Source organism: Comamonas sp. B21-038, assembly GCF_022387135.1.
Lineage (GTDB): Bacteria > Pseudomonadota > Gammaproteobacteria > Burkholderiales > Burkholderiaceae_C > Comamonas > Comamonas sediminis.
The window spans coordinates 3,737,455-3,759,586 of record NZ_CP092462.1 but is presented as its reverse complement, the minus strand read 5'-3'; the positions used below and the strand labels follow the sequence as shown (position 1 = coordinate 3,759,586).

At 65.1% G+C, this 22,132-nt stretch carries 17 protein-coding genes and 1 pseudogene; 13 read left to right on the top strand and 5 right to left on the bottom strand.

Annotation, left to right across the window (positions count from 1 at the left end; all coding sequences use genetic code 11):
• Positions 1-188 precede the first annotated feature (188 nt).
• From MJ205_RS17225 to MJ205_RS17210, 4 genes and pseudogenes are all read left to right on the top strand, one after another.
• Positions 189-686 (top strand): Lrp/AsnC family transcriptional regulator, encoded by a 498-nt coding sequence (locus MJ205_RS17225; RefSeq protein WP_239809580.1) that lies wholly within the window; start codon positions 189-191, stop codon positions 684-686.
• Between the two features lie 215 nt (positions 687-901).
• Entirely contained in the window at positions 902-1,654 is a 753-nt protein-coding gene (locus MJ205_RS17220; protein ID WP_239809579.1) for a GNAT family N-acetyltransferase, read from the top strand.
• A 124-nt stretch (positions 1,655-1,778) separates the two neighbouring features.
• Positions 1,779-2,662: pseudogene (locus MJ205_RS17215) on the top strand (HlyC/CorC family transporter).
• A 158-nt stretch (positions 2,663-2,820) separates the two neighbouring features.
• Positions 2,821-4,968: a prolyl oligopeptidase family serine peptidase gene (locus MJ205_RS17210; RefSeq protein WP_239809578.1), complete on the top strand. Its 2,148-nt coding sequence runs from the start codon at positions 2,821-2,823 to the stop codon at positions 4,966-4,968.
• Here MJ205_RS17210 and MJ205_RS17205 read toward each other — a convergent pair.
• A complete protein-coding gene (locus MJ205_RS17205) occupies positions 4,965-6,275 on the bottom strand; it encodes an MFS transporter (RefSeq protein ID WP_239809577.1) in 1,311 nt (436 codons plus the stop codon). The two genes, MJ205_RS17210 and MJ205_RS17205, sit on opposite strands and share 4 nt — an antisense overlap.
• Before the next feature lie 83 nt (positions 6,276-6,358).
• Positions 6,359-8,455, bottom strand: a complete 2,097-nt coding sequence (locus MJ205_RS17200; RefSeq protein WP_239809576.1) for a TonB-dependent siderophore receptor — start codon at positions 8,453-8,455, stop codon at positions 6,359-6,361.
• Between the two features lie 265 nt (positions 8,456-8,720).
• Between MJ205_RS17200 and lnt the strand changes: the two genes are divergently transcribed.
• From lnt to MJ205_RS17165, 7 genes are all read left to right on the top strand, one after another.
• Positions 8,721-10,316 (top strand): apolipoprotein N-acyltransferase, encoded by a 1,596-nt coding sequence (gene lnt, locus MJ205_RS17195; RefSeq protein WP_446715032.1) that lies wholly within the window; start codon positions 8,721-8,723, stop codon positions 10,314-10,316.
• A 299-nt stretch (positions 10,317-10,615) separates the two neighbouring features.
• A complete protein-coding gene (fabA, locus tag MJ205_RS17190; protein WP_133855041.1) occupies positions 10,616-11,140 on the top strand; it encodes a bifunctional 3-hydroxydecanoyl-ACP dehydratase/trans-2-decenoyl-ACP isomerase in 525 nt (174 codons plus the stop codon).
• The gene (gene fabB, locus MJ205_RS17185; RefSeq protein ID WP_239809575.1) at positions 11,137-12,357 is read left to right on the top strand and encodes a beta-ketoacyl-ACP synthase I; all 1,221 of its coding nucleotides are present in this window, start codon (positions 11,137-11,139) and stop codon (positions 12,355-12,357) included. The genes fabA and fabB overlap by 4 nt, the downstream gene beginning before the upstream one ends.
• 339 nt (positions 12,358-12,696) lie before the next feature.
• On the top strand, positions 12,697-13,605 hold the full coding sequence (glyQ, locus tag MJ205_RS17180; protein ID WP_116926715.1) for a glycine--tRNA ligase subunit alpha: 909 nt from the start codon (positions 12,697-12,699) through the stop codon (positions 13,603-13,605).
• Between the two features lie 19 nt (positions 13,606-13,624).
• Positions 13,625-14,155 carry a metal-dependent hydrolase gene (locus MJ205_RS17175; RefSeq protein ID WP_239809574.1) on the top strand — a complete coding sequence of 177 codons (531 nt, stop codon included), beginning with the start codon at positions 13,625-13,627 and terminating at the stop codon, positions 14,153-14,155.
• Complete coding sequence (gene glyS, locus MJ205_RS17170) at positions 14,155-16,287, top strand: glycine--tRNA ligase subunit beta (protein WP_239809573.1); 2,133 nt, start codon at positions 14,155-14,157, stop codon at positions 16,285-16,287. Before MJ205_RS17175 ends, glyS begins: the two co-directional genes overlap by 1 nt.
• Positions 16,288-16,372: 85 nt before the next feature.
• Positions 16,373-16,933 carry a histidinol phosphate phosphatase gene (locus MJ205_RS17165; protein ID WP_239809572.1) on the top strand — a complete coding sequence of 187 codons (561 nt, stop codon included), beginning with the start codon at positions 16,373-16,375 and terminating at the stop codon, positions 16,931-16,933.
• A gap of 82 nt (positions 16,934-17,015) precedes the next feature.
• On the opposite strand, the gene hemE is transcribed toward MJ205_RS17165, so the two are convergent.
• On the bottom strand, positions 17,016-18,131 hold the full coding sequence (gene hemE / locus MJ205_RS17160; protein WP_239809571.1) for a uroporphyrinogen decarboxylase: 1,116 nt from the start codon (positions 18,129-18,131) through the stop codon (positions 17,016-17,018).
• Positions 18,132-18,228: 97 nt separating this feature from the next.
• A complete protein-coding gene (locus MJ205_RS17155) occupies positions 18,229-18,753 on the bottom strand; it encodes a MarR family winged helix-turn-helix transcriptional regulator (RefSeq protein ID WP_239809570.1) in 525 nt (174 codons plus the stop codon).
• 190 nt (positions 18,754-18,943) lie between these two features.
• Between MJ205_RS17155 and MJ205_RS17150 the strand changes: the two genes are divergently transcribed.
• Positions 18,944-19,927 (top strand): Bug family tripartite tricarboxylate transporter substrate binding protein, encoded by a 984-nt coding sequence (locus MJ205_RS17150; RefSeq protein ID WP_409450086.1) that lies wholly within the window; start codon positions 18,944-18,946, stop codon positions 19,925-19,927.
• 41 nt (positions 19,928-19,968) lie between these two features.
• Complete coding sequence (locus MJ205_RS17145) at positions 19,969-21,306, top strand: sulfatase family protein (RefSeq protein ID WP_239809569.1); 1,338 nt, start codon at positions 19,969-19,971, stop codon at positions 21,304-21,306.
• Positions 21,307-21,312: 6 nt separating this feature from the next.
• On the opposite strand, the gene MJ205_RS17140 is transcribed toward MJ205_RS17145, so the two are convergent.
• The gene (locus MJ205_RS17140) at positions 21,313-21,867 is read right to left on the bottom strand and encodes a hypothetical protein (RefSeq protein ID WP_239809568.1); all 555 of its coding nucleotides are present in this window, start codon (positions 21,865-21,867) and stop codon (positions 21,313-21,315) included.
• Between the last annotated feature and the right edge of the window lie 265 nt (positions 21,868-22,132).

The window sequence follows — 22,132 nt, the reverse complement described above, 5'->3', positions numbered from 1 at the left end:
CGCCAGCATCGGCTGGCTGCTGTGGCTCCACTGTACCGGCCTTGGTGCGCAGCATTTTGGCGATTTATCCCAGTCTTATCGCATGTAAAGCCTGTTTTATGTGATCTTGCCGGAAATCAAGCATTAAAATTGCGTGATCCTGTTGTGTCGCGCTGCTGCGGTGCAGCAAAACCATCCGGACCGTTGCCATGACCACCACTGCCTACCCCCTGGACAAGCTTGACCGTGCCATCCTGCAGCGCCTGCAGCTCAATGGCCGCGAGACCTATGACGTCGTGGGCGAGCAGGTAGGCCTGTCGTCCAGCGCGGTGCTGCGCCGGGTCAAGCGCCTCGAAGAGGTGGGGGTCATCGAGCGCTATGTGGCGCTGGTCAAGCCCGAAGCGGTGGGCTTGTCGATGACGGCCTACCTCAATGTGCGGCTGGAGAAGTTCACCGAGGCGAGCAAGCGCAACCCGCTCGATCTCTTCCGCGCCAGCGTGCAAAGCTGGCCCGAGGTGGTGGAGTGCGTGGCGCTGACCGGCGACATGGATTATCTGCTGCGTGTGGTCGTCGCCGACATGGCGCACTACAGCCGCTTTGTGTTGGACACCTTGCTGCGCCACCCCGCCGTGCAGGATTGCAAGACCAGCTTTGTGCTGGACCGTGTCAAGCTCACCACAGCTTTGCCAGTGCTGCCCGGGGTCTGAGACCTATTACTTTTTGCGCCAGCGCAACCCGCGCTGCAATCGCCAGGCCGTTGAGCGGCCCGTTGAACTGCATGCCCCAGTGCCCGCGCCCGGCGCAAAGCCGCATGGCTGCGGGCGCTGAATACCCTTTGTAAGCGCGGGGTAAGCCATAGGCACGAAATATGCTGCATTGCAGCATGATTGATAATACGCGGGTTAACCCGTATATTTACCCCATGATCACGACGAAAGAATGGTTCCCTTCATCCGTTGCGAACGGCATGATGGCGTTTTTCCCCTTCTTTGGCCGGTGGGGCGAGAGCCCGCAGCAGCCCGACGGCAAGAAGCCACGACCTTCCGCCTCTATGGTTCCTATCCGCGCCCTCAGCGAGCGTCACCGCCCACGCATCCTCGCCCACCTGCTGAGCCTGGATGCGCAGGACCGCTATCTGCGTTTTGGCTACCAGGCCAGCGATGCGCAGATTGAGCGCTATGTGGACGGGCTCAACTTCGAGCGTGACGAGATCTTTGGCATCTACAACCGCAGCCTCAAGCTGATTGCGATGGCCCATGTGGCCTATGCGCCACCGTCATCGGACATGGCCAGCTGCGCAGAGTTCGGCGTCTCCGTGCTCAAGTCCGGCCGGGGCAAGGGGCTGGGCAGCCGACTGTTCGAGCGCGCCGCGATGGACGCCCGCACCAAGGGCGTGCAGATGCTGTTCATCCATGCACTGTCGGAGAACACCGCGATGCTGAAGATTGCCCGCAAGGCCGGCGCCACCGTGGAGCGCGATGGCTCCGAGTCCGAGGCTTATCTGAAGCTGCCGCCCGCAGGCTTTGACACGCGCATGGCCGACCTGGTCGAGGACCAGATGGGCGAGATGGACTACCAGTTCAAGAAGCAGGCGCGCCAGTTCTGGGATTTCCTGTCCACCGTGCAGGAAGTGCGCCGTGACGTGCAGCAAGGCAGGCACAAATCGGGCCAGTGAGCGCCCGCGAGGCAGTGGTGGGGGTGCTGTGGTGCTGAATAATTCGGCAGCGATTTCGGAGGAAATCCGCAATCCGTTATGCTGATCACTTGTTTCACTACCGCACGTCCTGCATTCCAAGACAGTGTCAGACCCCCATCCCTCGCGCTTCCCTGACAAGGAAGACAAACGCACCTTTTTTCAGAAGGTCGCCGAACTGATTCACCCGGCTCCGGACTCCCCGGACGAGTTGATCGAAACCCTGGCAGAAGCCGAAAGCAACGATGTCATCAACGCCGACTCCCGCGTGATGCTGGAGCGGGTTATCCGCATGGAAGACATGACCGCAGGCGATGTGATGGTGGCCGCACCGCGCATGGACCTGGTCGACATCGAGGCCGACTATGAGTCGGTGCTGCACACCGTCATCAACACCGCGCATTCGCGATTTCCGGTGTTCCAGGGCGAGCAGGAAAACATCATTGGCATTCTGATGGCCAAGGACCTGCTCAAGCTCCAACGTTCCCCCAACTCAATCTGCGTGCGCTGCTGCGCCCGGCGGTGTTTGTGCCCGAGAGCAAGGGCCTCAACGACCTGCTGCGCGAGTTCCGGGGTAACCGCAACCACCTGGCCATCGTCATCGATGAGTTTGGCCGTGTTGCCGGCCTGGTCACGATTGAAGACGTGCTCGAGCAGATCGTCGGCGAGATCGAGGACGAGTTCGACCTGCCCGAGGACGAGGGCGACATCTTCGCGCTGGCCGATGACACTTTCCGCATCTCGGGCGATACGCCGGTCGAGCGGGTGGCCGACGAGTTCAACGTGGTGCTGGAGAGCAGCGACCCCGATGAATCGTTTGAGACCATTGGCGGCCTGATTGCCCATGAGCTGGGCCATGTGCCCAAGCGCGGCGCCCACATCATGCTGGGTGGCCTGCACTTCGAGGTGCTGCTGACCAAGGGCGGCGCCGTGCGCTGGTTCCGCGTGCAGCGGGCCGCGCCGGTATCGGACCCGGCCGCAGACGCCTGAGCCAGCGCCGGCCAGGCGCCCATACCGCCTGCAGCCAGGCAGCCCACCATGGCAGCGAATCCCGGTTCGCTGCCATTTTTCATGGACGCTCGCTGGGCCTGCCCGGTGTTTGGCCTTAGGGACTGGGCTGTAGCGCAGCCTCCCTAAAATGCTGCTCCATGCCCATTTCTCCACAAGCCCCCAACCTGGCGCCTGCCGCTGACCATGCCGCCACGGCAGCCCAGCCGGTTTGGCCGGCCCTTGCCGCCCCGCGTGCGGCGCCTCAGGACCACTGGATTGAACAGCTGGGCCGCCGCCGCAATGATGACTTTGCCTGGCTGAAGTACATCCCCGAGACCGGCACGCGCAGCATGGACGAGCTGCCCGAGCCTTTGGGCAGCCTGCTGCAGGCCGAGCGCCGGTATGCGCAGCAGATGCTGGCGCCGCTGGCCGCATCGGCCCAGGGCTTTTACGACGCGATGGCGGCCCATGTCTGCAGCACGGAGCTGGCGCCGCCTGCCGCGCTGCAAGGCTGGGTTTACAGCAGCCGGCCAGGGGCGGGCGGCCAGCGGGTCTTTGTGCGCAGCCATTCGGATGGCCGGGTGCAGACCCTGGTCGACGAGGCCGTGCAATCGCAAGGCCAGGTGTATTACCGCGCCACCGACCACCAGGCCAGCCCCGATGACCGCTACTACGCCTGGGCCGAAGACCTGATCGGCAATGACCGCCACCGCATCTGTGTGCTTGACACCCACACGGGCCAGACCCAGGTGCTGGTTGAGGGCGACGCCTTTGGCTATGGCGGGCTGACATTTTCACCGTCGTCGCAGGACCTGTTCTGGATCTGGCGCGATGCGCACAGCCGGCCCTCGCGCCTGTACCGCAGTGCGCTGCAGGGCGGGCAGCCGGTGCTGGTGCATGAGGAATCAGACCCGGCGCTCTTCATGCGCGTGGTGCGCACAGCGGCCAACGGTTTTGTGGTGCTGAGCCTGTTCGGGCCGGACACCAGCGAGGTGCGTCTGATTGCTGCCGGCCAGGAGCATGCCGCGCCCCGCGTGCTGCACCCGCGCGAGCGCGGCATCCGCTACGAGGTCAATGAATGGGATGGCAGCCTGGTCGCGCTGACCAATGCCGGGGGCGCCACCGACCGCCAGATTCTGCGGCTGGACCCGGCGCAGCTGCAGCCGCAGCACACCTTGGCCCCGCACCGGCTGGGCGTGCCCATCACCATGATGCAGCCCTTTGCCAGCACCCTGGTGCGGCTGCAGCGCGTCGATGGCCTGCCCCAGCTGGTGCTGCTGCAGCGTGACGGGACGGAGACCACCATCGGGTTTGACGAGCCCGCCTACAGTCTCGAACTTTTGCCCGGCCAGCACTGGGATGCCAGCCATGTGCGCATCAAGCACCAGACGCCGGCCCAGCCGCCGCGCTGGCTGGACATCCGCCTGGCCGATGGCCAGATCACCGATGTGGGGCGCGAGACCTGGAGCGGGGTGGATCCGGCGAACTACCGCATCGAGCGGCTGCAGGCCCGTGCCGATGATGGCCAGTGGGTGCCGCTGACGGTGCTCTCGCGCAAGGACATCGATGCCAGCCAGCCCCAGCCGCTGCTGCTGACGGGCTATGGCGCCTATGGCATTGCGCATGAGGCCTCGTTCTCGCTGCCGGCGCTGGCCTGGGCCGATGCCGGCTACCGCTATGCGATTGCCCATGTGCGGGGCGGCTCCGAGAAAGGCCATGGCTGGTACCAGGGCGGCTGCCGGGAGCACAAGCGCAACTCGTTGACCGACTTCATCGCCTGCGCGCAGCATCTGCAGCGGCTGGGCTACAGCACGCCGCAGCAGACGGTGGCGCACGGCATATCGGCCGGCGGCCTGCTGGTCTGCGGCGCGATGAACATGCGGCCCGGGCAATGGGCTGGCGTGATTGCACAGGTGCCTTTTGTCGACATGCTCAATACCATGAGCGATGCCGGCCACCCGCTGGTACCGCTGCTGCGCCCGGATTGGGGCGATCCGCTGTCCGATCCTGCCGCCTATGACTACATCGCCGCGCTGTCACCCTACGAGAACGTGCGCGAGGCGGCGTATCCACCGCTGCTGTGCACGGCGGGCTTGAAGGATGACCGGGTGCCCTACTGGGAGCCGGCCAAGCTGATCGCCAATGTACGCCGCCGCTCCACCAGCACGGCACCGGCCTTGCTGCTGCTGAACCCGGACAGCGGCCACCAGGAAAGCGACCAGCAAGAGAGTGTGCTGGGCCAGGCGGCGCGCCTCTGGGCTTTTGCCCAGCACTGCGCATTGGCCGGCAAGCCGCCAGCCGTTTAGACCGGGTCGCCCGCCCGGGGGCGGTTGCGCTGAAACAGCGCCCAGGCGCACCAGGCGGACACCAGCAGCGCCGGCACTGCCGTGACCGAGATGGCACTGAGCAAATGCCCCTGCACCACCCAGGTGGAGATAAAGCCCGCCAGCAAGGGGCCCAGCGCGCTGAACACCGAGACCACAAAGCTCCACAGCGCAAAGATGCGGGCGCGCAATGCGGCGGGGGTGAGGTCCTGCAGCATCGTCGGCACCAGCGCATTGGCGGTGCAGGTGATGAAGAGAAAGAGCCCCACCACGACAAAGGCCTGCGGCAGCGATGCGGTGGAGAACAGCATCAGGATGGCCGGGATGGCCAGCAGCGCGCAGACGCCCATGACGAGTGGGCGCACCGCCTGGCCCAGGCGCCGGGCGAGCCAGCGGTCCAGCCCGGCCACCACCGGCAGGCAGCCCAGGGTGCTGACCAGCAGGATCGGGCCCATCACCTCGCCAATATGGGCGGGCGTGGCCGCAAAGCGCCGCTCCAGCGCCAGGGCGATCAGCTGGTTGAGGCCTTGCACGGCAATCATCAGGCTGCCGGCAATACCGACAAAGAGGCCGATGGGCTGCCAGCGCGCACGCAGGAACTGGCGCAGCGAGGCACCGCTGGCCCCATCACTGCTGGCGATGTAGCGCGGCGGATCGGCGGTGAACTGGCCTGCCAGCAGCAAGGGCAGGCCGGCCGCCGACAGCAGCAGGAAGGCCTTGCGCCAGGCGTCCAGATCGCCTGGAATGAGTGCGACGGCCGCACTCTGGATGCCACCGGCAAAATAAAAGCCTGCGCTGGCGCCGCTGGAGACCAGGGCCGCAAAGCCCAGGTTGGCCAGCACGCGGTGGCGCTGCGGTGCCAGGTCGGGGATCATCGAGTAGACCAGCGGCACCATCGCAAACTCGGTGATACCGGCGGCCGAGCGGCCGAGAAAGAAAAGGGGGAAGTTGGGCGCCAGCGCACTGAGCACCATCATCGCGGTGGAGGCGGCAATCAGGCAGAGCAGCACGCGCTTGCGCGAGAAACGGTCAGCAAACCGCGCCAGCGGAATCGCCAGCGCACTGCCCACCAGCACACCGGCCAGTCCCTGCAAGGCGCCAATGGCGGCATCGCTGATCGCAAAGCTTTTCTGGATGGCCGACAGCGAGATGGCCTGCAGGCCATAGTCGCTCATCTGCACCCCGGCGGTGAGGCCCAGAAAAACGACCGTCAGTAAAGCGCGAACGGACCACTGCGCGGGTCCGGTGCCGGCGGCAGAGGGGGCGGCACTGCCGGAAGAAGTCGTCATGGAAAGGGAGGCAGAGAAGAAGCCACATCCAGTGCCACGGGCGCTGCCCGCAGCACTGGCACGATGCATTCCATCTTAGTGGCTTACTTCCACTGGTATTGCAGCTGCACATCGACAGTGCGGCCACCGCCGTAGTAGCAGTAGAAGTCACAGCCGCTGACATAGGTCTTGTCGGTCAGGTTGCGGGCATTGAGTTGCAGCGCCCATTCGCGGCTCAGGTCGTAGCGCACCATCAGGTCCAGCAAGGTGTAGCCGGAGATGCGCTTGCCAGGGCTGTAGCGCTGGTCTTCGGTCTGGCCGTTGTAGCGGGCACCGGCCGCCACCGTCAGCTTCTGGCTGTTGGCCAGGCTCAGGCTGTGGCTCAGCCACAGGCTGACCTGGTTGTCCGGGATCAGCGGCGTGCGCACGGTCTGCGTGGTCGAGATGTCCTGCTTGGAGTTGTTGTGCGTGTAGGCCGCCTTGACCGCAGTCGCCGCACCCAGCTTGAAGTCGCCTTGCAGCTCGATGCCCTTGTTGGTGCGCTTGCCCGATTGCGTCTGGATGTTGGAGGCGTCCGAGATCAGCGCGTTCTTTTCCTTGATGTCAAAGTAGGCGAGGGTCAGGGTGCCATTGAGCCAGGTGGGCTCCATCTTCAGACCGATTTCGCTTTGCTTGCCTTCGTAAGGCTTATAGGTCACGCCTTGGCTGTCCACACCGGCGATGGGCTTGAAGGATTCCGAATAGCTGATGTAGGGCGAGACACCGAAGTCGGTGATGTACATTGCGCCCAGGTTGACGCTGTTCTTGCTGACGTCGTAGGCCGCATCCGAGCCGCTGACTGAGCCGGTGTTCTTGGCTTTGTCATGGCGGAAGCCGAGGTTGAAGTTCCAGTGGCTGCCGACGCGCAACTGGGTGGAGGCATAGGCGCCCCACTGCTTGGAGTGCAGGCCATAAGGCGTACCGGTGATGTCGAAAGGCGCGCCGTAGACGGGGTTGAACATGTCCAGCCCCGGCACGAAGCCGAAGCCGTTGTTCAGGCCATCGGTGTCGGACTTGAGGTAGTCGATACCGAAGGTGGGCAGCAGCTGGATGCTGTCGGACAGCTTGAGCTTGCCGGTGATGCGGTTGTCCAGGTAATGGCTCTTGGAGGTGCCGTCGGTGTAGGTGTAGCCGCGCGACAGCGTACGGTCGCCGTCCGAGCCATAGGCAAAGGTGTTGACCTGGTCCAGATCGAGGTGGGTGTACTTGTAGTTCTGCGTGAACTTCCAGTCGCTGTTGATCTGGTGGCTCAGCAGCCAGCCCAGGCTGGACTGGGTGCGCTTGAGGTGGTCCACACCGGGCTCGCCCGCGTTCAAGCGGCGGTCGATGCGGCCATAAGGCGTATCGGTGATGGTGCCGTAGGCGGGCAGGAAGCCGTTGGTGGGGCGGCCATCTTCGCGCTGCACGCTGCCCAGCAGGGTCAGCGAGGTTTGGGGCGTGAACTCCATCGTGACGCTGGGCGCCAGGTAGTAGCTCTTCATGTTGGTGTCACGCTGCTGGCCGTCTTCGCGGCGTGCCTGCGCTACCAGGCGGTAATACACGGTGCCATCGGCATTGGCGATGTCGTTGTAGTCGATGCCGGCGCCCAGGCGCTTTTGGTTGCCGACTTCGGTGTTCAGCTGCAGCGCGCGCTCCTTCTTCGGGCGCTTGGTCACCAGGTTGACCACGCCGCCGGACTCCGAGGCACCAAAGACCAGCGAGTTGGCGCCCTTGACCACTTCGACCGTTTCGACACCAAAGATTTCGGGCTTCCAGACAAAGTAGCCATTGGGCGAAGTGGGCGTGCCATCCAGCGACACCGAGGCGTCAAAGCCACGGATCTTGAACCACTCGACCTTGTTGTCCGCGCCAAAGGGCTCGCTGACCACGCCGGCCTGGTACTGCAGCGCCTGGTCCAGCTTGCGGGCACCCAGCGCGTCGATCTGGTCCTTTTGCAGCACGGCACTGGAGTTGGGCGCATAGAAGTCCAGGCTTTGCAGATCGTTGACCGAGCCGATCACGGTCACGGTCTCCAGCGTGGTACTGGGGGCGCTGGCCTGAGCCGGGGTTGGCGCCGTCTCTGGGGTGTCTGCGTTTTGTGCCAGCGCAGGGGCGGCAAAGCCGATAGCGCCGATGGCCAGCAGAACGGCGTGGACCACCGGGGTGTAGCGTGCGTATTGCATGGTGTTCGGGAGGGGGAGGGGAACGGGAGGGGGATAAGCAGTTTGTAATTTTATATTGCAATCGATAATTATTCTCAAATGCATTCTCTTTTGTCGCTAATTCGCCGCATTTGCCTCTTTCTATCGGGTGTTGCCGCGTGGGGTGGCTGTTGCTTGCGCGGTGCCCCGCTGCCGCAGACACTACGCAGGGGGATCGCGTATAGTGCGCCCAGCGGCCGTGCCCGTAGAGCGCGCGGTGGTGTTCCCTGCCAACCCTGATCGACCTGTGCCCGCTTCCTATTCTTCCTATTCCCTGTTTGAGTCACCGCGCCGCTTTCCGTGGTGGTGGGCCTGCCTGGCCTTGATGGCCGGGGTCCTGCAAGCCTGGTCGTTGGCCTGGCCCTGGCATACCGGTGGTTTTCCGGGCCACCATGGCCAGCCGCTGTGGTGGCTGCAGTGGCTGTCGCTGGCGGTGCTGCCTGCCGCGCTGCTGCGTGTGCAGCGGCCCTGGCATGGGGTGTTGATCGGCTGGGCCTTTGCCTGCGCCTGGCTCTGCGCCACCTTCTGGTGGCTGTTCATCTCCATGCACACCTACGGCGGACTGCCGGCACCGCTGGCGGTTCTGGCGGTGCTGGGCCTGGCCGCTTTTCTGGGGCTTTACTACGCGGTGGCCTGTGGCTTGTTCGTCGCTTGGCGGGGCAAGCGGCTGGCGGGTGCGGTGCTGCTGTTTGCAGCGCTGTGGTTGCTGGCCGAGCTGGCGCGCGGCCAGTGGTGGACCGGATTTCCCTGGGGCGCGGGCGGCTATGCCCATGTCGAGGGACCGCTGGCCAGTCTGGCGCCCTGGATGGGGGTCTATGGCATTGGCGCGGTCGCATCGGCCGCTGCGATGTGGCTGGCCGGTCTGCGCGGCGCGCATATCGCCCGTTGGCCAGGCTATGCCGCGCTGGTGGCAGTGGCCGGGGTACTCTGGCTGGCCCAGCGCCTGCCCCAGGCGCCGGTGGCGGCGGCGCCCAACAAGCCAGTATCGGTGGCCTTGCTGCAAGGCAATATTTCGCAGGGCGAGAAGTTCCAGGCCAGCTCGGGCATTCCGATGGCGCTGGCCTGGTATGCCCAGCAGCTGCAGCAAAGCCAGGCGGACATGGTGATTGCGCCCGAGACCGCCATCCCGGTGCTGCTGCAGCAAACCCCGCATGGCTACTGGCAAGAGCTGCAGCAGCGCTTTGCCAGCGGCCAGCAGGCCGCGCTGATCGGTGTGCCGCTGGGCGATTTTGAGCAGGGCTATACCAACTCGATGGTCGGCCTGGTGCCCGGCCAGCCCGAGGCCTACCGCTATGACAAGCACCACCTGGTGCCGTTTGGCGAGTTCATCCCGCCGATGTTCCGTTGGTTCACCGATTTGATGCAGATTCCGCTGGGCGATTTCAACCGCGGCGGCATGAACCAGCCCTCGCTGCCCTGGGCAGGCGAGCGCTGGGCGCCCAACATCTGCTATGAGGATCTGTTTGGCGAAGAGCTGGCCAGCCGCTTTGTCGACAACGCACAATCGCCGACGATCATGGTCAATGCCAGCAATATCGCCTGGTTTGGTGATTCGATCGCGATCGACCAGCATTTGCAAATCAGCCGCATGCGGACCCTGGAGTTGGCGCGGCCCATGCTGCGTGCCACCAACACTGGCGCCACCGCCGTGATCGACCGGGCTGGCGTGGTCCAGCAGATCCTGCCGCACCAAAGCCGGGCGGTGCTGCAGGCGCAGGTGCAGGGCGTCGATGCAGGCCCTACCTGGTTTGCCCAGTGGGCGGGCCGGTGGGGGCTATGGCCGCTGTGGGGCCTGGGTGTGCTGGTGGTATTGGCGGCCTGGCTGGGCCGGCGGCGCCGGTAAAGCACGCGGCACCGTGCAAATGCAGATGCCGTCTTAAGAAAGCACGTTACCAGCAGATGGCGGCACCTCTCCAGGAGGCTTGCCGCCCCGGCACTACCCCAAGCGGTGCCCGTTGCAAATGTAACTGCTGTTAAAAAACGCAGATAGCCGGGGTTTGGTGGACAAAGCACAGCGCACTCCACGGCTTTGTCTCGCACGTTCGGGCCCAGAAGCGGGATAATGCGTACCTGCAGGTAATGGTGCCTGGGCACCATCAGAGAAATGCGGCGGAGTGACCGCCACCAGAAGTTGGACTGACAATGGCTGAATCTTTTTCCTATGAACAACTGATCGCCTCCGGTGAGGGCAAGTTGTTTACCCCTGAAAGTGGCCGTTTGCCACTGCCGCCGATGCTGATGTTCGACCGCATCACGGAAATCAGCGAAAACGGCGGCGCGCACGGGCTGGGAAAAATTGTGGCCGAGCTCGACGTCAATCCCGACCTGTGGTTCTTCAAGTGCCACTTCCAGGGCGACCCGGTGATGCCGGGCTGCCTGGGGCTTGACGCGATGTGGCAATTGATCGGCTTTTACCTGACCTGGCTGCGCCTGCCAGGTCGGGGCCGCGCCCTGGGTGCCGGTGAGGTCAAGTTCACCGGCGAAGTCGGCCCCGACGTGAAGCTGGTAACCTACGAAATCGACATCAAGCGCGTGATCAAGCGCAAACTGAACATGGCCATTGGCGATGCACGACTGCTCGCCGACGGCAAGGAAATCTATGTCGCCAATGACCTGCGTGTGGGGTTGTTCCTGCGCGAGGGCGACGGCAAGGAAAACGCAGCATGAAGCGTCGGGTGGTTATTACAGGGGCCGGCATCGTCTCCTGTATCGGTGTGGGGCTGGAGGCCGTGGAGACTTCGCTGCGCGAAGGCCGCTCCGGCATCGATCACATGCCGGTGTTCAAGGAAATGGGCCTGCGCAGCCAGGTCGCGGGCATTCCGCGCATCAATGTTGAAGACTTCATTGATCGCAAGCAGCTGCGCTTCATGGGAGATGCTGCCGCCTACGCGCAGATCTCGCTGCAGCAAGCGATTGCCCAGGCAGGCCTGTCACCCGAACAAATCAGCCACCCGCGTACCGGATTGATCATGGGCTCGGGCGGCGGCTCGCCGGCCAACCAGATCGAGGCGGCCGATACCCTGCGTGAAAAAGGCATTCGCCGCGTCGGCCCCTACCAGGTCACGCGCTGCATGGGCTCGACCGTGTCGGCCAACCTGGCGACCAATTTCAAGATCAAGGGCATCAACTACTCGATCACCTCGGCCTGCTCGACCTCGGCGCACTGCGTGGGCGCAGCCGCCCAGCAGATTTCCTGGGGCATGCAGGATGTGATGTTTGCCGGCGGCGGCGAAGAGCTGTCCTGGGGCCTGGCCATCCTGTTCGATGGCATGGGCGCGATGTCCAGCAAGTTCAACGACGACCCGACCAAGGCCTCCCGCCCCTATGACACCGACCGCGATGGTTTTGTCATTGCCGGCGGCGGCGGTGCGCTGGTGCTCGAGAGCCTGGAGCATGCCCAGGCCCGTGGCGCCACCATCCTCGGTGAGATCGTCGGTTTCGGCATCTCGTCGGACGGTGAAGACATGGTGGCGCCTTCGGGCGAAGGTGCGGTCGCCGCGATGGCCCAGGCCATTGAAGGCCTGGACGCCCCGATCGACTACATCAACACCCATGGCACCTCCACCCCGGTGGGTGATGTGCCCGAGCTGCACGCGATCCGCAAGGTGTTTGGCGACCGTATTCCGCCGTTCTCGTCGACCAAGTCGCTGACCGGCCACTCGCAGGGCGCCACCGGCGTGCAGGAAGCGATCTACAGCCTCATCATGCTGATGAAGGGCTTCATCGCCGGCTCGGCCAATGTGGACCATCCCGATCCCGCCGTCGGTGATATGCCGCTGGTCACGAAGGCGCGCGTGGCGGAGTTGAAGCAGGTGCTGTCCAACAGCTTCGGCTTTGGTGGCACCAATGCCTGCCTGGTGCTCAAGCGCTGGGATGCTGCCTGACCGGTCCCCCTCCACAATCCCTCTGACCAAGCGCCTTCGGGCGCTTTTCTTTTGCGGGCGCAACAGTGCCTGGGCTGCTATCAAAATGAGATCGCTGATGCAGCGCAGGCGCGGCGCCAGCACCCGCCAGCGCGGGCGGCCTGCGGCGCCCGGCGGTGCTGGCCTCTGGTGCGCTCGGCTATCGCCGCCCAGAGCGCGGCTGAAAGCACTAAAATCAAATGTTTTTGACCGCTTTGCTGGTGCAGACAGGCAGCAAGGCATGCATGCAGTCCGATCTTGCCGCTGCGCGCCCACTTCGCGGGCCGCCAGCAGCAGGCTGCGTCCACCACCAGACTCTCCATGTTGAATTTCCAACAAATCATTTTGAAGCTGCAGCAGTACTGGGCCGACCAGGGCTGCGCGCTATTGCAACCTTATGACATGGAGGTGGGTGCAGGTACCTCGCACACCGCCACCTTCCTGCGCGCCATCGGCCCCGAGCCCTGGAAAGCCGCCTATGTGCAGCCCAGCCGCCGTCCCAAGGATGGCCGCTACGGCGAGAACCCCAACCGCCTGCAGCACTACTACCAGTTCCAGGTGGTGCTCAAGCCCGCGCCGGCCAACATCCTCGACCTGTACCTGGGCTCGCTCGAAGCGCTGGGCTTTGACCTGAAGAAGAACGACATCCGCTTTGTCGAAGACGACTGGGAAAACCCGACCCTGGGTGCCTGGGGTCTGGGCTGGGAAGTCTGGCTCAACGGCATGGAAGTGACGCAGTTCACCTATTTCCAGCAAGTGGGCGGTATCGATTGCAAGCCCGCGACCGGCGAGATCACTTACGGTCTGGAGCGCCTGGCCATGTACCTGCAAGGCGTGGACAACGTCTACAACCTACAGTGGACCGACGGCCTGACCTATGGCGATGTCTACCACCAGAACGAGGTGGAGCAGTCCACCTACAACTTCGAGCATTCCGATGCGGAGTTCCTGTTCCAGGCCTTTGGCGCCCATGAAAAGCAGGCCAAGCTGCTGATGGAGCAGCAACTGGCGCTGCCCGCCTATGAGCAAGTGCTCAAGGCCGGCCACACCTTCAACCTGCTCGATGCGCGTGGCGCCATCAGCGTGACCGAGCGGGCCGCCTACATTGGCCGCATCCGCAACCTCGCGCGCGCCGTGGCGCAGAGCTACTACGACAGCCGCGAGCGCCTGGGCTTCCCGATGGCGCCGCGCGAGTGGGTGGCGCAGATCCCGCCCAAGGCTGCCGCCTAAACCCCCTGCCGCGCTGCCCATGCCCACGATCTTCACGCATGTCGCCGTACCGGTTGCCGCAGCGTTGGCGCTGGGCAGCCGCCGTGTGCCGCCCAGCATGCTGCTGGTGGGCGCGCTGGCCGCGATTGCGCCTGATTTCGACGGCATTCCCTACCAGTTCGGCAGCGCCGGCAGTGGCATCTGGGCCCACCGCGGCATCACCCACACGGCCTTGTTTGCACTGCTGATGGGCCTGCTTGGCCTGGGGCTGGCCCGCTGGTGGAAGGTGCCGCGCCTGGCCGGCTTTGCCTGGGTGTTTTTCTGCACCTTGTCGCACCCCTTGCTGGACATGATGACCAGCGGCGGCAGTGGCATTGCTTTGTTGTGGCCGTTGAGCTCCGAACGTTTTTTCAGCCCTTGGCGACCGATTGCCGTCTCGCCCATCGCTGCAGACCGCTTTTTCTCGCAGCGCGGTGTGCAGGTCCTGGTCAGTGAACTCTACAACGTATGGTTCCCGCTGCTGACCCTGGGCCTGTCCATCTTCGCGCTGCGCCATACCCGGAAATCCTGATGACTTCCTCTCCCAATCTTCTGGTTGAACTGTTTGTTGAAGAGCTGCCCCCCAAGGCGCTCAAAAAGCTGGGCGACGCCTTTGCCCAGGTACTGCTGCAGCAATTGCGTGCGCAGGGCCTGGCCGGTGACGGCTCTCAGCTGACGGCCTATGCCTCGCCGCGCCGCCTCGCTGCGCTGATCAGCGATGTGCTGCCGCGCGCCGCTGACAAGCAGGTCTCGCAAAAGCTCATGCCGGTGGCCGTGGGCCTGTCGGCCGATGGCCAGCCTACGCCGGCCCTGCTCAAGAAGCTGGCTGCGCTGGGCGCGGACGCCTCGGTGGTGCCGCAGCTCAAGCGGGCCCCGGACGGCAAGGCCGAAGCGCTGTTCTACGACAGCACGGCCGCTGGCGTCAGCCTGGCCGAAGGCCTGCAAAAGGCGCTGAGCGAGAGCATCGCCAAGCTGCCCATCCCCAAGGTCATGACCTACCAGCTCGAAGGCAACTGCGAATTGCCCGGCTGGAGCAGCGTGCAGTTTGTGCGCCCGGCGCACGGTCTGGTGGCCTTGCATGGCACCGAAGTGCTGCTGTCGATCGAAGCGCTGGGCCTCAAGGCCGGCAACACCACGCATGGCCACCGCTTTGAAGCGCTGGTGGATCCGCTGGTGATCAGCGATGCCGACAGCTACGCCAAGACCCTGGCCGAACAGGGCGCCGTGATTGCCAGCTTTGACGAGCGCAAGGCCGAGATCGTGCGCCAGCTGCAGGCTGCGGCCGAGCGCGTGGGCGGCGGCGTCAAGCCGATCGACGACGAAGCGCTGCTGGATGAAGTGACCGCCCTGGTCGAGCGTCCGCATGTGCTGGTCTGCGCGTTTGAGAAAGAGTTTCTCGACGTGCCGCAAGAGTGCCTGATCCTGACGATGAAGGCCAACCAGAAGTACTTCCCGCTGCTGGCTGCCGATGGCGCGCTGACCAACCAGTTCCTGGTGGTGAGCAACATCAGCCCGGCCGATGCATCGGCGGTGACCGGCGGCAACGAGCGCGTGGTGCGCCCGCGCCTGGCCGATGCCAAGTTCTTCTTTGACCAGGACCGCAAGAAAACCCTGGCCTCGCGTGTGGAAGCGCTGGACAAGGTCGTCTACCACAACAAGCTGGGCACCCAGGGTGAGCGCGTGCAGCGTGTGCGCGCCATTGCCAAGAGCATTGCGCAGCAGCTGGGCGCCACCCAGCTGGGCAAGCAGGTGGACCAGGCCGCGCAACTGGCCAAGACCGACCTGATCACCGACATGGTCGGCGAGTTCCCCGAGCTGCAGGGCACGATGGGCCGCTACTACGCGCTCAACGACCAGCTCGACACGGCAGTGGCCGACGCCATCGAAGACCACTACAAGCCGCGCTTTGCCGGCGATGTGCTGCCCCGTGGCGATGTCGGCGTGATCGTCGCGCTGGCCGACAAGCTCGAAACCCTGGTCGGCATGTTCGGCATTGGCAACCTGCCCACCGGCGACCGCGACCCGTTTGCGCTGCGCCGCCATGCGCTGGGCGTCATCCGCATGCTGGTCGAAAAGGACCTGCCACTGGACCTGGACACCTTGCTGGTCAGCACCTTGCCCGCCTTTGGTGACAAGATCGAAGATGCCAGCGCCGCGCTGTCCGACTTCATCTATGACCGGCTGGCCGGCAGCCTGCGTGAGCAAGGCTTTGGCGCCCAGGAAGTGGACGCCGTGCTGGCCTACCGCCCCCAGCGCCTGGCCGACGTGCAAAAGCGCCTGGAAGCCGTGCGCGCCTTTGCCGCGCTGCCCGAGGCACCGGCACTGGCCGCCGCCAACAAGCGCGTGGGCAATATCCTGAAGAAGGCCGATGGCCCGGTCCGCGCCCATGTGGGCGAAGCGCTGCTGCAAGAGCAGGCCGAGAAGGACCTGTTCGCCGCGCTGCAAACCGTTGCGCCCAAGGCCGATGCCCAGTTTGCCGAAGGCGATTACACCGCCAGCCTGCAGACCCTGGCTGCGTTGCGCACGCCCGTCGATGCCTTCTTTGAGCATGTGATGGTGAATGCCGAAGACCCGGCGCTCAAGGCCAACCGCCTGGGCCTGCTGGCGACCCTGCATGAGGCCATGAACCGCATCGCCGATCTGTCGCGCCTGGCCGCCGCCTGATAAGCTCGATGGGCGCGCAGCCATCGCGCGTGGCTGCCGCCCGCCAAGGCCGAGGGCCGCAGCCTGTCTTCTGAGGGAGCCTGTGATGAAACTTGCGATTCTCGAGCGCGACGGTATTGTCGGCCAGCCCGTGCCGGGCCAGCTGAGCGGTCACCAGGACTGGCAGAGCATGCCCGATGCGGCCATCAGCATCGCCCGGCTCAACCTGTCTGGCTGGCATGTGGTGCTGGTCGCCAACCAGCCCGGTCTGGGGCGGGGCCTGTACGACTGCGCCGCGCTCAACGACTACCACCGTCAGATGTACAAGGAGCTGGCCACCGTCGGCGCCAAGGTTGATGCGGTGTTCTTCTGCCCCCATCCACCCGATGACCACTGCGACTGCCTGGACGCCCAGGCCGCGCTGCTGCGCGAGATTCTGGACCGCTTCAACATGGAAGCGGGCAAGGTCGCAGTGATCGCCCGCAGCGCCAGCCTGCTGCAGGCTGCAGCCGGCCTGGGCGCGCGCCTGCACTGGGTCTCCGTGCCCGGCGGGCCGGATGCCGAGACGGCGCTCTGCCCATCGCAGGAGGCGCAGCAGCATGCCAGCATGGTCCAGTGCACCGAGCACTTGCTGCAAAGCATGGCGAATCGGCCGCCGCAGGCTTGAGAGCAGGTTGCTCCCACGATGCACAAAGCCCCGCATGGCGGGGCTTTTGCTTGGGCGATGCAGCAGCGCTCAGCCGCCGCCATTAAGTACGCATCGCACGCGACTGGCTGTGCACCGCTTCCACCAAGGCCGCCACATGCTCGGGCGGGGTGAACTGGCTGATGCCGTGGCCCAGGTTGAAGATGTGCGTGGGGCCGGGGCGGCTGGTGTCGGTGTGGGGCGTGCCAAAGCTCTCCAGCACATGGCGTACCTGCTCGGCGATGCGCTCGGGCGGTGCAAACAGTACATTGGGGTCGATATTGCCTTGCAGCGCCTTGCCGGGGCCGCCGGCTTCGCCGCCGACGATCGCGCGGGCCTTGCCGAGGTTGGCGGTCCAGTCCAGGCCCAGCACCTCGCAGTCCAGATCGCGCATCTCGGGCAGCCAGATGCCGCCGCCCTTGGTGAACACGATGCGGGGCACGTCGCTGCCATCGGTGCCGTGGCGCTGGAGCTGGCTCAGCACGCGCGTGGTGTAGGCCAGGCTGAATTGCTGAAATGCGCCATCGGCCAGCACGCCGCCCCAGCTGTCAAAAATCATCACGGCCTGCGCGCCGGCATCGATCTGGGCGTTGAGGTAGGCGGCCACGCTGTCGGCATTCACCGCCAGGATGCGGTGCATCAGATCGGGGCGGCTGTACATCAGCGACTTGACCTGGCGGTAGTCATCGCTGCCCTTGCCTTCGACCATGTAGCAGGCCAGGGTCCAGGGGCTGCCGGAAAAGCCGATCAGCGGCACGCGGCCATCGAGCGCACGGCGGATGCTGGTCACCGCATCGAACACATAGCGCAGCTTGTCCATGTCGGGCACGGCCAGCGCCTGCACGGCGGCTTCGTCGCGCACCACCTTGGCAAAACGCGGGCCTTCGCCTTCGGCAAACGACAGCCCCAGGCCCATCGCGTCGGGCACGGTCAGGATGTCGCTGAAGAGGATCGCGGCGTCCAGCGCAAAGCGCTCGAGCGGCTGCAAGGTCACCTCGGTGGCGTAGTCCACATTCGTCGCCAGCCCCATGAAGCTGCCGGCGCGCGCGCGCGTGGCCTTGTACTCGGGCAGGTAGCGGCCCGCCTGGCGCATCAGCCACAGGGGGGTGTAGTCCGTCGCCTGGCGGCGGCAGGCGCGCAGGAAGGTGTCGTTGGTCAGCGGTGCAAATGTCGTGCTCATGGGCAGGGATTGTCGCGCAGTTGCTGATGCCTGGGCAGCGATGCCGGTTTGCCAGGGTAGGGTATGGAGCCAGGCGCGCAGATCGCGCGCCTGCGGCTCAGCCCAGGGGGTTCTGGCGGTGTCCGGACTGGCGCGGCGGAAAGGCCGCGTCGCTGGCCTCGTCCTGCGCGGCCCGGCTGGCCTGCTGCTGCAGGCGGTGCAGGCTCTGGTCCAGCTGCTGCAGGGCATCGGCATCGAGCGCGGCCACCAGATCGGTGTTGATGCGCCGCACCTGGGGCAGCAGCGCATCATGCAGGCGCTGGCCGGCGGGGCTCAGTTGCAGCGCGGCGCGGCGGCGGTTGCCCGTCTCGGTGGATTTGTGCAACAGGCCCTTGGCCTGCATCGACGCAATGGCGCGCGAGATGCGGGCCCGGTCGAGTTCGAGCAGATCGGCCAGCTGCGAGGGCTGCAGACCAGGCTGGCGCGCCAGCCACATCAGCACACCCCATTCGCGCCGGGTGATGCCGTAATGCCGCTCGCACAGCCGCGTGACCAGCCGGCCCGCCGATGCAGTGAGCTTGGCCAGGCGGTAGAGCAGCAGGTCGCTGGGCTGCTGCGGATCGGCGAGGGGGTTGGGCAGCACTGCGGGTAAATCCGGGCGATGGTTGATTAGAACAATTGTGCCCTGGTTTTCTACAGTGCAGACAGCCTGCGCGGGCGCTTGTTCTGCAGTGGAAAAAGCTTATGCCTTCAGGCTAGATCAAACGCGGCACCATAGCGGGCATGGGCCTGCTGTTGCGGGCCCCTGTTCATATGCACCGGAGACACTTCCCATGGTTCAACGTCGTCATTTTCTCGGCCAGTCCGCAGCGCTGGCTGCCTCGGTGCTGGCCACTACCTCTTCGATGTGGGCCTTGCCCGCGCAGGCCCAGGATGGCGTGCTGCGCATCATCGTTGGCTACCCGCCCGGCGGGGCGACCGACCGCGTCGCGCGCATCGTGGCCGACAAGTTGCAGGCCAGCCTGGGCAGCACCGTGATTGTCGAAAACAAAGTGGGCGCCGGCGGCCGCGTGGCTGCGCAGTTCGTGAAGAACGCGCCCGCCAGCCAGCCGGTGCTGATGCTGGCCAACCCCGCCGTCATGGTGGTTGCGCCGCTGGTGGTGAACAACCTGGGCTACGACCCCGAGCAGGATTTTGTGCCGGTCAGCGAAGTCAACCGCTATGTGTTTGGCGTGGCCGTGGCCAGCGCCGTGCCGGTCAAGGAGATGAAGCATCTGCTGGCATGGCTCAAGGCCAACCCGGCCAAGGCCAATATCGGCGTGCCTGCCACCGGCAGCCTGCCGCACTTTTTTGCGCTGATGCTCGGCCAGCAAGCTGGCGTCGAGGCCGAGGCAGTGGGCTACAAGGGCTCTGCGCCCCTGCTCACCGATCTGATGGGCGGGCAGGTGCCGGTAGCGGTCGATACGCTCGACACCCTGGTGCAGCAGCACCAGGCTGGCAAGCTGCGCCTGCTGGCTGTCAGTGGCGATGCCCGCAATGCCGTTGTGCCCGATGTGCCGACCCTGAAGGAAGCGGGTGTGAACCTGTCTGCCGCCGGCTGGAACACCTTTTTTGCGCCCCAGTCCATGCCTGCCGCCCAGGTGCAGCGCTATGCCGCCGCCATCCACAAGGTGATGCAGGATCCGGAAGTGCACAGGCAGTTTGCGGCCAACTACCTGGACCCGGTGGCCAGCACCTCCGAGCAGACCGCCAAGGCGCTGCAGGCCTATAAGAAGCAGTGGGCCCCGGTGATCCAGGCCTCGGGCTACAAGCCCTGATCCGTTTTCCCCTGAACTGCCCTGACTGTGAGCGAGACCCCGTGTTGAAACGACCGAACATCATCTTTATCGTGGCCGATGACCTGGGCTACGCCGATCTGGGCTGCTATGGCGGCCGCAACGCCAGCTTTGGCGCCGTGTCACCGCACATCGATGCGCTCGCTGCCGGGGGGCTCAAGCTCACGCAGGGCTATTCCAACTCGCCGGTCTGCTCGCCCACGCGCTTTGCGCTGATGACGGCGCGCTACCAGTACCGCCTGCGCGGTGCGGCCGAGGAGCCGATCCGCACCGCCACACGCGGTAACCCGGACCTGGGCCTGCCGCCCAGCCACCCGACCTTGCCGTCGCTGCTGCGCGCGGCAGGCTACCGCACGGCCTTGATGGGCAAATGGCACTTGGGCTACCCGCCGCATTTCAGCCCCCTCCAATCCGGCTATGAAGAGTTCTTCGGGCCCATGTCGGGCGGGGTGGACTATTTCAGCCACTGTGGTGCCAACGGCCAGCATGACCTCTGGTTTGGCGAGGCCGAGCGCGAGCAGCCCGGCTACCTGACCGACCTGATCAGCGACTACGCAGTGGACTACATCGACCGCATGGCGGCTGGCGCGCAGCAGGACACGCCTTTCTTTTTGAGCGTGCACTACACGGCGCCGCACTGGCCCTGGGAAACCCGGGACGACGAGGCGCTGTCGCGCGAGCTGGTGGAGAACAAGCAGGCCATCTACCACCTGCATGGCGGCAATGTCGAGAGCTACCAGCGCATGATCCACCACATGGACGAAGGCATTGGCCGCCTGGTGGAGCGCTTGCAGGCGCATGGGCTGGCAGACGACACCCTGATCGTGTTCACCAGTGACAACGGCGGCGAGCGCTTCTCGGACAACTGGCCGCTGGTGGGCGGCAAGATGGACCTGACCGAAGGCGGCATCCGCGTGCCCTGGGTGGCCCATTGGCCGCGTGTGATTGCGCCTGCGGGTGAAAGCCGCCAGACCTGCATGACGATGGACTGGAGCGCTACGATGCTGGAGATTGGCGGGGCCGAGCCTGCTGCCGGCTACCCCTGGGATGGACAATCGCTGCTGCCACTGTTGCAGGACGCGGCATGGCAGGACGACCAGCCCCTGTTCTGGCGCATGAACCACCGGGGCCAGCGCGCGATGCGTGATGGCGACTGGAAATACCTGCGCGTCGATGGGGTGGACTATCTGTTCAACCTGCGCGCCGACGAACGCGAGCGCGCCAACCTGGCCAGCGTGCTGCCGGAGCGCCTGCAAGCCATGGTGGCCGCCTGGGAGGCCTGGAACGCCAGCATGCCACCGATACCGGGGGATGCGACCGTGAGCCTGTGCTACACCGAAGCCGACATGCCCCAGCGTTGAGCATCATCACTGGGCCGCTTGCTGCCCGGTATCTTCTTCATCATCCTCGGGGATCGCTGCAAAGCTGATGCCGCCGAGCAAGGCCATCACCAGCGCAAACAGGTAGACGGCGTTGCTGATGCCCAGGCTCAGGCTGTAGCCCCAGGCGATGACCGAGCACCAGATGCTGTCCTTGTACTGGGCCGCGCAGCCCGATTGGGCGGGCATGTGTACATACCAGATGACGGCCACCGCAGCAAAAGCCAGCGCCACGACAATGCCCAGCCCATTGCGGTGGTAGCGCAGCATGGCGATCAGCGAGAGCGGCACCAGCGCGCCCCAGATAAACATCATCAGCCAGCTGGCCATGGGGGCCTGGGCCAGCCAGCTGGAGAGGGCAGGCCAGTGCAGCTGGGTCTGGATCAGCTGCAAGCCTTCACGGACCAGCGGCAGCACCAGAGCGGCGAGGGCTACACACAAAAGCACGATCCCCAGGCAGATCCGCTTGGCGCTGAAGTGGCGCTTGTGCGCGCCTTCGCGAGGGGCGGAATGCAATCCATGGTCATGGGTGATGACAGCCATTTTTGTCTCCTGTTGGAGGCTGTCACTGCGGGCCGCAGGCCCCTTGCCAGGACCCACAGCGGGCATTGCAGCCCTGTTTTAAGGAACCGCATGCACGATGTGGCCTGTTGCAATGCGGCAATCAAGGCGCAGAAGACGTGGGCTGATGGGTACAGCACACCCGCTACACCTTCACTTCAATATAGACCTATTCAGCCCAGGTGGCTATAGGCGCAAGCCGAGGGGCTGCGCCTGCGCATATGTGAAAACTGCATGTGCAAGCGCA

Coding starts and splice junctions, on each gene's coding strand:
- MJ205_RS17225 (WP_239809580.1), top strand. CDS start 189: ATGACCACCACTGCCTACCCCCTGGACAAGCTTGACCGTGCCATCCTG.
- MJ205_RS17220 (WP_239809579.1), top strand. CDS start 902: ATGATCACGACGAAAGAATGGTTCCCTTCATCCGTTGCGAACGGCATG.
- MJ205_RS17210 (WP_239809578.1), top strand. CDS start 2,821: ATGCCCATTTCTCCACAAGCCCCCAACCTGGCGCCTGCCGCTGACCAT.
- MJ205_RS17205 (WP_239809577.1), bottom strand. CDS start 6,275: ATGACGACTTCTTCCGGCAGTGCCGCCCCCTCTGCCGCCGGCACCGGA.
- MJ205_RS17200 (WP_239809576.1), bottom strand. CDS start 8,455: ATGCAATACGCACGCTACACCCCGGTGGTCCACGCCGTTCTGCTGGCC.
- fabA (WP_133855041.1), top strand. CDS start 10,616: ATGGCTGAATCTTTTTCCTATGAACAACTGATCGCCTCCGGTGAGGGC.
- fabB (WP_239809575.1), top strand. CDS start 11,137: ATGAAGCGTCGGGTGGTTATTACAGGGGCCGGCATCGTCTCCTGTATC.
- glyQ (WP_116926715.1), top strand. CDS start 12,697: ATGTTGAATTTCCAACAAATCATTTTGAAGCTGCAGCAGTACTGGGCC.
- MJ205_RS17175 (WP_239809574.1), top strand. CDS start 13,625: ATGCCCACGATCTTCACGCATGTCGCCGTACCGGTTGCCGCAGCGTTG.
- glyS (WP_239809573.1), top strand. CDS start 14,155: ATGACTTCCTCTCCCAATCTTCTGGTTGAACTGTTTGTTGAAGAGCTG.
- MJ205_RS17165 (WP_239809572.1), top strand. CDS start 16,373: ATGAAACTTGCGATTCTCGAGCGCGACGGTATTGTCGGCCAGCCCGTG.
- hemE (WP_239809571.1), bottom strand. CDS start 18,131: ATGAGCACGACATTTGCACCGCTGACCAACGACACCTTCCTGCGCGCC.
- MJ205_RS17150 (WP_409450086.1), top strand. CDS start 18,944: ATGGTTCAACGTCGTCATTTTCTCGGCCAGTCCGCAGCGCTGGCTGCC.
- MJ205_RS17140 (WP_239809568.1), bottom strand. CDS start 21,867: ATGGCTGTCATCACCCATGACCATGGATTGCATTCCGCCCCTCGCGAA.